This window comes from bacterium (assembly GCA_022616075.1).
Taxonomy (GTDB): Bacteria; Acidobacteriota; HRBIN11; order JAKEFK01; family JAKEFK01; genus JAKEFK01.
In genome coordinates this window covers 1-11,308 of the sequence record JAKEFK010000296.1, presented here as the reverse complement: position 1 = coordinate 11,308, position 11,308 = coordinate 1, and the positions used below count along the sequence as shown (strand labels likewise).

Genomic DNA, 11,308 nt, shown 5'->3' with positions numbered 1-11,308 from the left:
CATCCGTTATATCAAAAGATCGTGCAACGAAGCTCGAAATTTATGGCACACGATGAAGAAAACAAATGCCGCGTCGGTGATCGAGTGGTGATTCGTGAGACAAGGCCGATTAGTAAAAACAAATGCTGGAGAGTCGTCTCCGTTGTGAGCTCACCCCAGCAATAGTAGCGAGGAGGATGCCATGATACAGATGAGAACAATTTTGACGGTAGCCGATAATTCCGGCGCAAAGCGGATCAGCTGCATCCTGCCGCTAGGTGGTTCTACGGGCCGTTATGCGGGACTCGGCGATATCATCACCGCAAACGTGAAAGAAGCAGTCCCGGAAGGAAACGTAAAAAAAGGCGAAGTGGTTCGCGCAGTGATTGTGCGTGTAAGAAAAGAAACGCGCAGAAAAGACGGATCGTACATCCGCTTCGATGATAATGCTGCTGTTCTCATCAATCAGGCGAACGAACCGATAGGAACGCGCGTTTTCGGACCTGTCGCCCGTGAACTTCGCGACCGCAAGTTCATGAAAATTATCTCGCTGGCGCCGGAGGTTATTTAGGATTTATGAGAATTCATGTCAGGAAAAATGATCAGGTAAAAGTGATTGCCGGAAAGGACCGCGGCAAACTGGGAAAGGTCTTGCGGGTCCAGTCGGAGAAAGGTACGGCAATTGTGGAAGGAATTAATTTTCGCAAGAAACATACAAAAGCGAATCCGGCAAAGGGAGTTCAAGCGGGAATCACCCAGCAGGAGACCCCTATTCGCGCCTCGAATCTGATGATCGTGTGTCCGGAATGTGGAAAACAAACACGAGTGAAACATCGTTCTTTGGAGGACGGCAGCAGACAGCGCATTTGCGCGAAGTGCGGTGGCACTCTGGAAAAGTAAGGATAGGTAACAATGGCTAAGGAAGTAAAAGAGAAGAAAGCAAAAAAAGAAGAGAAACAGGAACAGGTGGAAGTATCCGGAAAAGGTCCGGTTCCCCGGCTAAAAGAGAAATTCAAAGGCGAAATCCTGGCTCTGCTTTTGCAGCGGGAGCAGTACCCGAATGCCATGGCAGTGCCCCGGCTGCGGAAGATTGTTGTGAATATGGGAGTCGGTGAAGCTTCCAGGAATATTAAAGTGCTTGATTACGCGGTCGATGAGATCGGCAGAATCACGGGACAAAAAGCTGTGATCCGGCGGGCGCGGAAAGCGATTTCATCTTTTAAGCTTCGCGAAGGGATGCCGATCGGAGCTTCGGTAACTTTGCGCGGCGATCGTATGTATGAATTTCTTGATCGCCTCGTAAGCATTGCGCTTCCGCGTGTTCGCGATTTTAAGGGCTTGAATCCGGATGCCTTTGATGGTCGTGGGAATTACACTCTCGGCCTGAAAGATCAACTCATCTTTCCGGAAATCGACTATACAAAAGTCGATAAGATGAGAGGAATGAACATAACGTTTGTTACATCGGCAAGATCAGATGAGGAAGCCAGAACGTTGCTGGCACATTTGGGCCTGCCTTTCAGGAAGTAGTGAGAAATCATTTATGGCAAGACTTGCGTTAAAAGTGAAAAGCCGTAGAGAGCCAAAGTTTTCGGCACGCAAATATCACAGGTGCCCGCTGTGCGGGCGGCCCCGTGCTTATTTGCGCAAATTCGATCTGTGCAGAATCTGTTTCCGAAAACTGGCTCTACAGGGAGAAATTCCCGGCGTAACAAAAGCGAGCTGGTGAGTTGAACCGCCAGGACGCCAAGAACGCCAAGAAAGATTTATTTTGTTTTCACTTGGCGAACTTGGCGCCTTGGCGGTTAAAAAAAGAAGTGAGGTAAGTATATGAGCGTGACTGATCCAATTGCGGATTACTTGATTCGAATCCGCAATGCAATTTCTGCAGGACATGAAAAGGTGGATATTCCTTCCTCCAGAGTAAAAGTGGAAATAACGAAGATTCTAAAAGAAGAAGGATTCATTGCCAATTACAAAGTGCAGGAAGATGCAGTACAGGGAAGCATTCGAATATTCTTGAAGTACGCAGATGGTGCATCTGTCATCACCGGACTGAAACAGGTGAGCAGGCCTGGCTGCAGAATTTATGCCGTTAGCGAAAAAGTGCCAAAAGTGATGGGAGGCCTCGGCGTTGCTATCGTCTCTACATCCAAAGGAATCATGACCGGTCACGAAACGCACAAGCAGGGAGTCGGCGGCGAGGTCCTCTGCGAAATTTGGTAATAAAGATGAACCGCCAAGACAATTGTGTCTCCGCGTCGCGCGTCTCTGAGTCTACGCGTAGACGCGAAGACTCGCTACGCGCAGACGCTTGTGCCTTGGCGGTTAACAAAGGGTAAAAACATGTCTCGAATTGGTAATAAGGTAATTTCAGTTCCTTTGGGAGTTCAGGTGCAAATCAAAGATGCCCGCGTGGAAGTCAAAGGACCTAAAGGGCTCATCACGGTTCCCATGAATTCACGGATCACAATTGAAAAAGGAAAAGAAGGCATCGTTTGCAAAAGGCCTTCTGAAGAGAAATCGGATCGTGCGCTGCACGGCACGATGCGCGCGCTGGTATCGAATGCAGTTAAAGGAGTAACAGAAGGATTCAAAAAGGACTTTGAGATCGTGGGCATCGGTTATCGCGTAGCTCTCGAAAAGAAAAAACTCGTGTTCACAGTTGGCTATTCGCATCCCGTTGAAATCGAATTACCGGAAGATCTTCAAATTACTTTCGATGAAAAGAATAAAAATAAGTTCTCGCTCCATGGCGCGGATAAACAGAAAGTGGGCCAGTACGCAGCGCATATTCGAAACGTGCGACCGCCCGATCCGTACAAAGGAAAAGGGATCAAATATGCGGATGAGCGTATGAAGCTGAAGGAAGGAAAGAAGAAAGCGTAAGCAGGAGTGATGTATGCCTAAGATTAAAACAAAAGAAGACGCCCGCCTCAGAAGAAAAATGAGATTGAGGAGAAAGATTTCGGGAAATCCCGATATGCCAAGATTGTGCGTATATCGCAGTCTGAATCATATTTATGTTCAGGCAATTGATGATAGAAGCGGCAAAACGTTGCTTTCTGCATCGAGTTTGGAGATCAAAGGAAAGGCCGGTAAGACCGGAAACAAGGAAGCAGCAAAACTGGTTGGAGAACTGATGGCTGAAAAATGCAAACAAAAAGGAATCGATGCAGTCACCTTTGATCGCAGCGGTTATTTGTATCACGGTCGCGTGAAAGCATTGGCGGAAGCGGCCCGTGCAGCAGGTTTGAAATTCTAATGAAGATTTTAACGCGGAGGCGCAGAGACGCAGAGAAAAAAGAAAATTTTTTATTATCTCTGCGTCTCTGCGTTAAAGAGCTAGGAGGTTGGGTTGGACGAGAAAGTTCAGGAATTTAGAGATCAAGTTGTTCATATCAATCGCGTCACGAAAGTTGTCAAAGGCGGAAAGAATCTGAATTTCAGCGCTCTGGTGGTAGTGGGCGATGGCAAAGGACGTGTTGGATATGGAAAAGGGAAAGCGAAAGAGGTTCCGCTTGCGATTGAGAAAGCGACGAAGGACGCGCGGAAAAACATGATCAATGTGCCGTTGCAGGGACATACAATTCCACACGAAGTGCTAGGCCGTTATGGAGCAGGTCGTGTTTTCTTGAGACCGGCTGCGCCCGGCACCGGCGTGATTGCCGGCGGAGCTGTGCGCGCGGTCATTGAACTTGCGGGGATACAAGACATTTTGACAAAGTCCCTTCGTTCCTCCAATCCGTACAACGTAGTGAAGGCGACTTTCAACGGATTAATGAGATTGAGATCACCCGAACAGGTGGCGGCAATTCGTAACAGGGAGATGTCGAAATAATCATGGCCAAGAAAATCATACGTTATCCGAAAATTCGAATTCGCCAGGTTCGCAGCGCAATTGGAAGTACGGATAGACAAAAGGCAGTTTTAAAGAGTCTGGGTTTGCGGAAAATGAATCATGAAGTGGTCAAAGACGCAAATCCGGCAATCAAAGGAATGATACAAGCGATTCCTCACCTTCTTGAGGTGAAGGAGGAATAATTATGGAACTTCATCAACTGAAACCGGCCCAAGGGGCGACCCGTAAGCGAAAGAGAGTCGGTCGAGGCCCCGGATCGGGTCATGGGAAAACGGCATGCCGTGGAAGTAAGGGAGAGGGGTCCCGCGCCGGAACCAGTCAGAAACGTGGTTTTGAAGGCGGCCAGATGCCGATGCACCGCCGTATTCCGAAGCGTGGTTTTAATAATTCGGTTTTCCGGCGCGAGTATGCTGCCATCAATGTTGGGCAGCTTGCTAAATTCAAACCGGGAACCACGATTACTCCGGAGGAGCTGGTCCGGCATGGTCTGGTAAAAAAAGCGGTTCACGGAGTCAAGATTCTGGCCGATGGTGATTTGAAAATCTCATTGGTAGTTCGAGCCCACAAGTTTAGTGTGCGCGCAGCCAAAAAGATCAAGGCTGCGGGCGGCAGTGTGGAGGTTATTGGTGGCGCTGGTAGCAGATAGCGTAAAAAATATGATGAGCATTCCGGACCTCCGGAAGCGCATCTTTTATACATTGGCATTGCTTGCCGTATACAGAATCGGCGCGACGATTCCAACGCCGGGAGTCGATCCGCAAGCGATGGAACAGTTTTTCAAAGGAGCTCAGGGTTCCGTTCTGGGATTTCTCGATCTGTTTTCCGGTGGCGCTTTTCGGCGGGTCTCCATCTTCTCGTTGGGGATCATGCCGTACATCAGCGCTTCCATTATTTTGCAACTGCTGACGGTGGTCTGGCCTTATCTGGAGAAGCTCTCCAAAGAAGGGGAACTCGGCCGTCGCAAGATTACGCAGTACACGCGATACCTGACTGTTGTCCTTGCGCTGGTTCAATCTTTCGGAATTGCGCTCACGCTCGAAAGCATGTCTCCGAGCGGGATGCGCCTGGTGGAAAACCCCGGTATGGCTTTCCGCCTATTGACGATGATTACTCTGACAACAGGAACCGCATTCCTGATGTGGCTCGGTGAACAGATCACGGAACGCGGAATCGGAAATGGTATTTCGTTGATCATATTTGCTGGAATTGTAGTCGCGCTCCCCAGCGGGATTTTTCAGGTGATTATCAACCTGCAACACAAAACCATGGGAATGTTGACAATCCTGTTGCTGGCAGCCTTCATGGTGGTTGTCGTGGCCGTCATTATTTACGTCGAAAGAGCGCAGCGGAGAATTCCGATTCAATATCCGAAGCGTGTTATGGGACGGCGCGTGGTAGGTGGTACCACCAACCACCTTCCTTTGCGCGTCAATACGGGAGGTGTGATTCCGGTAATCTTTGCATCCTCTATTCTGGCGTTTCCACAGACGTTGAAATATTTTACAGGCAGCAAAGTTGTGGACAGCATCGTTACACAACTTTCTTACGGGATGCCGTTGTATAACTTGATGTACGTGGGGCTGATTATTTTCTTCTGCTATTTTTACACGGCCATCGTTTTTAATCCGACGAATGTGGCCGATGAAATTAAGAAGCATGGTGGATATGTTCCCGGCATTCGACCCGGTAAAAGGACAGCTGATTTTATTGAACGCATACTGACACGAATCACTCTCGTGGGAGCGCTCTATCTTGCATTAATTGCTATTTTGCCCGAATTTTTAACTCAGGGATTCAAGGTTGAGCCGATTCCCTGGATCGGCCCTAAACTGAATGACATTCTGCCTCAGTGGATCACGCGCGGATTGAACGTGCCTTTCTATTTCGGCGGCACTTCTCTGCTGATCGTTGTCGGCGTGGGAATGGATACGCTGCAGCAAGTCGAAAGTCAGTTGATCATGAGGCACTACGAAGGATTTGTGAAGAAAGGCAGAATTCGTGGAAGAAGGGGCTGATCATAGATCTTTGAAAATATGAATTCGATTCCGGTAATTATTTTTCTTGGGGCACCCGGAGCTGGTAAAGGTACGCAAGCTGAGTATTTATCGAAGCTACTGTCGATACCCAAGATTTCAACCGGAGACATGCTCCGGTCGGCCGTACAAAAGGATTCGCCACTGGGACGCAAGGTGCAGGAGATCATGAAAGAGGGCGGGCTGGTAGATGATGAAACGATGTTGAATCTGATTCGGGAAAGGATCAGCAGGCCGGATTGCAAGGATGGGTTTATTCTCGATGGTTATCCAAGGAATCGGAAACAGGCTGCTCAATTGGAGGAAGTGCTTCCAGCGGAGAGACGATTGATTGTAATTAACATTCAGGTTTCGGAAGAGCAAGTCGTGAAGCGGATTGCCGGTAGAAGGACTTGTCCGAAATGCGGAAATGTTTATAACGTTCATTTTCGACCGCCAGCCGAGGATGAAAAATGCGACCAGGAAGGAACGCTTTTAGTCCGACGAGCCGATGACGCGGAAGAGGTGGTCCGGAAACGGATCAGGACTTATAAAAAGGAGACGCTCCCTTTGATCGATTATTACAAGAAAAGGGGAGTATTGACAGCTATTAACGGCGTAAATCAGAGGGACGTCGTTGCTAGTAAAATTATAGACGCAGTGAATTAGAAGGAAATGGTTCATATTAAGTCATTAGAAGAAGTCGAGAAGATCCGGAAGGCAAGTCTTATTGTTGCCCGGACGTTGCAATCGCTGGCACAGTGTGTTCAGGAAGGAATTTCAACGCTTGAGCTGGATTCGGTTGCCGAATCGGAGATTCTCAAAGCGGGAGCCCGTCCGGCATTTAAAGGCTATCGTGGTTTTCCCAGGACATTGTGCGTTTCGATCAACGAAGAGATCGTTCATGGAATACCGTCAAAGCGGAAATTAAAGGATGGAGACATTGTGAGTCTGGATTTGGGCGCGATTTGGGATGGTTTTTACGGCGACGCGGCCAGAACCTTCGCTGTAGGAAGGATTGCCAAAGAAGCGCAAAATCTGATCGATGTTACGAAAGAGTCATTAAGAATTGCAATTGATCAGGCGCGACAGGGAAACCGGATCGGTGACATCGGCTTCGCGGTACAGAAATTTGTTGAGGGATATGGCTACTCAGTGGTGCGTGAATTTGTGGGTCATGGAATCGGCAGAAATTTGCACGAGGATCCGCAGATTCCGAACTATGGAAAGCCCGGACAGGGTCCGCGGATTAAGGCCGGGATGGTTTTTGCGATCGAGCCGATGGTTTGTCAGGGAGGTCCGGAAGTAGAAATTCTTGCGGACAACTGGACCGCCATCACGCGCGACCGGTCGTTGGCAGCGCATTTTGAGCACACGATTGCCATTACCGAGAATGGCCCCGTGGTTTTGTCGGAGATTTCTAAGGTGGAACCGGTTGTATTTACCGCAGAGGCCGCAGAGGACGCCGAGGAATTAAGAAAATGAATTTTTCTTTTCTCAGCGATCTCAGCGTTCTCTGCGGTGAAAAATAAGGAGTTTATGCCGAAAGAAGAAGCAATCGAAGTTACCGGAACGGTGACGGAAACGTTACCGAATGCAATGTTTCGAGTGCGCCTGGATGGCAAGGAACATATTGTCCTTGCTCATATTTCAGGGAAGATGAGAAAGAACTTTATCCGGATTCTGCCGGGAGACAAGGTGAAAGTGGAGCTGACACCTTATGACTTGACCCGCGGGCGGATTACTTATCGATTTAAGTGAAAAGTTATGAAGATCAGAGCATCCGTAAAACGTATTTGTGATAAGTGCAAAATCATCATTCGTCGTGGCAGGATTCGCGTGATTTGCGAGAATCCGAAGCATAAACAACGTCAGGGATAATTTTGCGTTATGCAATATGCAATTTGAAATAGGAGCATTATGGCACGTATAGCCGGTATTGATTTACCACCGAACAAAAGAATAGAAATCGGCCTGACCTACATTTTCGGCATCGGACGAACCAGAGCAAAATCGCTTTTAGCAAAAGCTCAGGTAGCGGAAGGTGTGAAAGTCCGGGATCTCACGGAAGAACAGGTCAGCAACATTCGAAAAATCATCGATCAAGAGGGTCGAGTCGAAGGAGACTTGAAAAAAGAAATATCGATGAACATCAAACGATTGATGGATATCGGATGCTATCGTGGTATTCGCCATCGTCGTGGATTGCCGGTTCGTGGTCAGAGAACTCATACGAATGCTCGCACACGCAAAGGACCGCGTGGCAAAACGATGACTATTCGCAAACCATCAGCGGCGGCGCCAAAGCCGGCAGCCCCAGCGGCAGCACCCGCAGCGCCAAAATCATAAGAGGTTGATGCATGGCTAAAGCAACAAAGAAGAAAAAGGACCTGAAAGTTCCGATGGGTGTTGTTCACATCCAGGCAAGTTTTAACAACGCGATTATTACAATTACCGATCTGCAGGGGAACGTTGTCAGCTGGGCGAGCGCCGGCACGTTAGGTTTCAAGGGTTCCAGAAAAGGAACTCCCTTCGCGGCCCAGCAAGCCGCCGTGAATTGCGGACAGGAAGCCGTCAAACATGGCATGAAACGCGTACATGTTCGCGTAAAAGGTCCCGGCGCCGGACGTGAATCCGCCATCCGGGCTCTGCAGTCCGTAGGACTCGAAATCAAATCCATTAAAGATGTAACGCCGATTCCCCACAACGGGTGCCGGCCACCAAAGAGAAGAAGAGTATAAGAGTGTGAGATTGCGATCACGATTACGATCACGATTACGATCCACGATTATTTAGGAGGAGTAACTTGGCTAGATATATTGGGCCAGTTTGTAGACTGTGCCGCCGGGAAGGTGAAAAACTTTTCTTGAAAGGAGAGAAGTGTTTTACCAAATGTATTATCGAGAAGAGACCGACCGTTCCGGGGCAGCATGGAAGGAATCGAAGGGCCAAGCTGCTCGGATATGGATTGCAATTACGAGAAAAGCAAAAAGTAAAAAGGCTTTACGGATTGCTCGAAAAGCAGTTTCGTTTGACTTTTGAAAGGGCGGAAAAATCAAAAGGAATCACAGGAGAATCCCTGTTGCTTCTTCTGGAACGCCGGTTGGACAATATTCTTTATCGATTAGGCGTTGCCGCTTCGCGCAAGCAAGGACGGCAGTTTGTGCTTCATGGTCATGTCACTGTGAATGGCAGGAAAGTAACCATTCCTTCCTACACGGTTTCGCCCGGTGATGTGATCGGATTCAAAGAAACGTTTATGCAAAACGCGCAAATGCAGCAGGCTTTGGCCATTGCGAGAAGTCGTGGAGTGCCGGTCTGGCTGGAATTGGATGCGGAAAAACCACAGGGCAAACTTTTGGCATTGCCTACACGGCAAGACCTCACGATGCCGATCCAGGAAAATCTCATCGTAGAACTTTATTCCAAGTAGTTTTAACCACGATTCATTTTCGTGGAATTAAGAAACCTGGGACGAAACAGCGGATGCGTCTACGCGGTTCGCAAGAGGTTCCAGGATTTAGGAGGAAGTCCGATAATGGTATTAGAAGGTTTTCAGAAACCTGCTCGTTTAAACATCAACAGGGAAACGCTGACCGACACTTATGGCATGTTTTACGCTCAGCCATTTGAGAAAGGTTTTGGCATTACGGTCGGGAATGCGCTTCGAAGAGTGTTGATTTCATCGATCGAAGGGGCCGCCATTACAGCGGTCAAGATCGGCGGAGTGTTGCATGAATTTACAACAATTCCGGGTGTCGTGGAAGATGTCACGGACATCATTTTGAATTTGAAACAGATTCCCATTCAATTGATGGCCGATCATCAAAAAATCATGACCCTTCATTCAACCGACATAGGGCCAGTCACCGCCGGAACGGTGAAGCATGATGCTGATATTAAAATTCTGAATCCTGATTTGCACATCTGCACTGTCGGCGATCGCGGAAAGATGGAAATGGAAATGGTTGTCCAGAAAGGAAAAGGTTATGTTCCGGCCGAAAGAAATGTGCAAAAAGATTTGGGGATCGGGTATATTCCACTGGATTCGGTGCATTCGCCCGTATTGAAAGTGAAGTATCACGTTGAGCCCGCCAGAATCGGGCAATCCAGCCAGTACGAGAAGTTAACGCTGGAAATCTGGACCAATGGAACAGTAACACCAACGGATGCATTATCAATGGCTGCTGAAATTCTTGCAGATCATCTGGATATTTTTATTGCTCTGGATGAAGGAAAGGTGGCCATCAGCGCAGAAGATACAGCGCGAAAACTTGGCTCACCCACCCAGGTCAAAGACGCTCTGGACAAGAGCATTGAGGAACTGGAATTGGGAGTTCGCGCTTACAACTGCTTGAAGAATGCGAATATTTACACATTGAAAGATCTGGTAACCAAAACGGAATCGGATCTATTAAAGACAAAACATTTCGGACGAAAATCCCTGCAGCAGGTAAAACACGTGCTGGAAAGCATGGGATTGTCGCTGGGAATGGAAGTTTAGGAGTTCAGCCATGCGGCATCGAAATAGGCGAGGGAAACTCGGGCGCAAAAGCGCTCATCGGATGATGATGTTGCGCAATATGGCGACATCGTTGTTTGATAAAGAGCGTATACAAACAACTTTGCCGAAAGCCAAACAGCTGCGGCCTTACGCGGAAAAATTGATTACCCTCGCGCGAAAAGGAGATCTGCATGCGCGCAGATTGGTTCTTGAACAGATTCTGAAGAAGGAAGTGGTTCAAAAGTTGTTTGACGATATTGCCAAACGTTATGCGAATGGTAAGGGTGGTTACCTGCGAATCGTTCATTACAGCGCGCGTTGGGGTGATGGCGCACAAAGGGCTTTCGTGGAATTGACAACGAAGCCTGTTGTGGAAGAAAAAGGCAAGCCTGAAAAAGGAGCGAAGAAGAAAGCAAAAGGCAAAGAAGCAGAAGCAGCAGCAGACCCAAAGAAAACTCGAAAAAAAGCGGCCAAGGCCAAAGAAGCTGAGGAATAAAACAGGGGCGCGATTCATCGCGCCCCTTTAACTCCGATGAAATGCCCCTACTGCGGCTCAAAACAAAACAGGGTAATTGACTCCCGCGAATCCAAGGGAGGAGAGTCGATCCGTCGCCGGCGTGAATGCGAGGATTGCCAGAAGCGTTTCACCAGCTACGAGCGTGTAGAAGAAATTCTCTACATGGTCGTCAAGAAAGATGGGAGACGCGAGCGCTACGATCGTGGAAAAATTCTCGCCGGATTACTGAAGGCCGCAGAGAAACGGCCCATCGCGATCACGGAATTGGAGATGATTGCCGATGAAATCGAAACGCAGCTGGCGGACCGACCGGAAAAAGAAATCTCTACAAAGGAAGTGGGCTCTTACATCATGGAATCCCTCCGGCGGCTCGACAAAGTTGCCTTCGTCCGATTTGCTTCGGTTTATCGTGAATTCAAAGACATCAGTGAATT

22 protein-coding genes are annotated in these 11,308 nt (G+C 48.4%); all 22 read left to right on the top strand.

The window, feature by feature from the left end; all coding sequences use genetic code 11:
- On the top strand, window positions 1-165 hold a 165-nt coding region (rpsQ, locus tag L0156_23955; protein ID MCI0606054.1), incomplete at its 5' end, for a 30S ribosomal protein S17.
- Between the two features lie 16 nt (window positions 166-181).
- Window positions 182-550 carry a 50S ribosomal protein L14 gene (rplN, locus tag L0156_23950; GenBank protein MCI0606053.1) on the top strand — a complete coding sequence of 123 codons (369 nt, stop codon included), beginning with the start codon at window positions 182-184 and terminating at the stop codon, window positions 548-550.
- A gap of 5 nt (window positions 551-555) precedes the next feature.
- Window positions 556-879: a 50S ribosomal protein L24 gene (gene rplX, locus L0156_23945; GenBank protein MCI0606052.1), complete on the top strand. Its 324-nt coding sequence runs from the start codon at window positions 556-558 to the stop codon at window positions 877-879.
- A gap of 12 nt (window positions 880-891) precedes the next feature.
- Entirely contained in the window at window positions 892-1,509 is a 618-nt protein-coding gene (gene rplE / locus L0156_23940; GenBank protein ID MCI0606051.1) for a 50S ribosomal protein L5, read from the top strand.
- A 13-nt stretch (window positions 1,510-1,522) separates the two neighbouring features.
- Entirely contained in the window at window positions 1,523-1,708 is a 186-nt protein-coding gene (locus tag L0156_23935) for a type Z 30S ribosomal protein S14 (GenBank protein MCI0606050.1), read from the top strand.
- A 101-nt stretch (window positions 1,709-1,809) separates the two neighbouring features.
- Entirely contained in the window at window positions 1,810-2,205 is a 396-nt protein-coding gene (rpsH, locus tag L0156_23930) for a 30S ribosomal protein S8 (GenBank protein ID MCI0606049.1), read from the top strand.
- 120 nt (window positions 2,206-2,325) lie between these two features.
- Window positions 2,326-2,868: a 50S ribosomal protein L6 gene (gene rplF, locus L0156_23925; GenBank protein ID MCI0606048.1), complete on the top strand. Its 543-nt coding sequence runs from the start codon at window positions 2,326-2,328 to the stop codon at window positions 2,866-2,868.
- Window positions 2,869-2,881: 13 nt separating this feature from the next.
- Complete coding sequence (gene rplR, locus L0156_23920; GenBank protein MCI0606047.1) at window positions 2,882-3,244, top strand: 50S ribosomal protein L18; 363 nt, start codon at window positions 2,882-2,884, stop codon at window positions 3,242-3,244.
- 93 nt (window positions 3,245-3,337) lie between these two features.
- Entirely contained in the window at window positions 3,338-3,820 is a 483-nt protein-coding gene (gene rpsE, locus L0156_23915) for a 30S ribosomal protein S5 (GenBank protein ID MCI0606046.1), read from the top strand.
- Between the two features lie 2 nt (window positions 3,821-3,822).
- The gene (rpmD, locus tag L0156_23910) at window positions 3,823-4,023 is read left to right on the top strand and encodes a 50S ribosomal protein L30 (GenBank protein ID MCI0606045.1); all 201 of its coding nucleotides are present in this window, start codon (window positions 3,823-3,825) and stop codon (window positions 4,021-4,023) included.
- A gap of 2 nt (window positions 4,024-4,025) precedes the next feature.
- A complete protein-coding gene (rplO, locus tag L0156_23905) occupies window positions 4,026-4,487 on the top strand; it encodes a 50S ribosomal protein L15 (protein ID MCI0606044.1) in 462 nt (153 codons plus the stop codon).
- Window positions 4,468-5,856, top strand: coding sequence for a preprotein translocase subunit SecY (gene secY, locus L0156_23900; protein MCI0606043.1), 1,389 nt, complete (start codon window positions 4,468-4,470; stop codon window positions 5,854-5,856). The genes rplO and secY overlap by 20 nt, the downstream gene beginning before the upstream one ends.
- Window positions 5,857-5,874: 18 nt before the next feature.
- Window positions 5,875-6,522: an adenylate kinase gene (locus L0156_23895; GenBank protein ID MCI0606042.1), complete on the top strand. Its 648-nt coding sequence runs from the start codon at window positions 5,875-5,877 to the stop codon at window positions 6,520-6,522.
- A gap of 6 nt (window positions 6,523-6,528) precedes the next feature.
- Window positions 6,529-7,338, top strand: coding sequence for a type I methionyl aminopeptidase (map, locus tag L0156_23890; GenBank protein MCI0606041.1), 810 nt, complete (start codon window positions 6,529-6,531; stop codon window positions 7,336-7,338).
- A 54-nt stretch (window positions 7,339-7,392) separates the two neighbouring features.
- On the top strand, window positions 7,393-7,614 hold the full coding sequence (gene infA / locus L0156_23885; GenBank protein ID MCI0606040.1) for a translation initiation factor IF-1: 222 nt from the start codon (window positions 7,393-7,395) through the stop codon (window positions 7,612-7,614).
- Window positions 7,615-7,620: 6 nt separating this feature from the next.
- Entirely contained in the window at window positions 7,621-7,734 is a 114-nt protein-coding gene (gene rpmJ / locus L0156_23880) for a 50S ribosomal protein L36 (GenBank protein ID MCI0606039.1), read from the top strand.
- 39 nt (window positions 7,735-7,773) lie between these two features.
- A complete protein-coding gene (rpsM, locus tag L0156_23875; GenBank protein MCI0606038.1) occupies window positions 7,774-8,202 on the top strand; it encodes a 30S ribosomal protein S13 in 429 nt (142 codons plus the stop codon).
- Window positions 8,203-8,213: 11 nt separating this feature from the next.
- Window positions 8,214-8,594, top strand: coding sequence for a 30S ribosomal protein S11 (gene rpsK, locus L0156_23870; protein MCI0606037.1), 381 nt, complete (start codon window positions 8,214-8,216; stop codon window positions 8,592-8,594).
- A gap of 65 nt (window positions 8,595-8,659) precedes the next feature.
- Window positions 8,660-9,286: a 30S ribosomal protein S4 gene (gene rpsD / locus L0156_23865; GenBank protein MCI0606036.1), complete on the top strand. Its 627-nt coding sequence runs from the start codon at window positions 8,660-8,662 to the stop codon at window positions 9,284-9,286.
- 105 nt (window positions 9,287-9,391) lie between these two features.
- The gene (locus L0156_23860; GenBank protein ID MCI0606035.1) at window positions 9,392-10,357 is read left to right on the top strand and encodes a DNA-directed RNA polymerase subunit alpha; all 966 of its coding nucleotides are present in this window, start codon (window positions 9,392-9,394) and stop codon (window positions 10,355-10,357) included.
- A gap of 10 nt (window positions 10,358-10,367) precedes the next feature.
- Window positions 10,368-10,853 (top strand): 50S ribosomal protein L17, encoded by a 486-nt coding sequence (rplQ, locus tag L0156_23855; protein MCI0606034.1) that lies wholly within the window; start codon window positions 10,368-10,370, stop codon window positions 10,851-10,853.
- Window positions 10,854-10,889: 36 nt separating this feature from the next.
- Window positions 10,890-11,308, top strand: a 419-nt coding sequence (nrdR, locus tag L0156_23850; protein MCI0606033.1) for a transcriptional regulator NrdR, incomplete at its 3' end; no start/stop codon positions are given.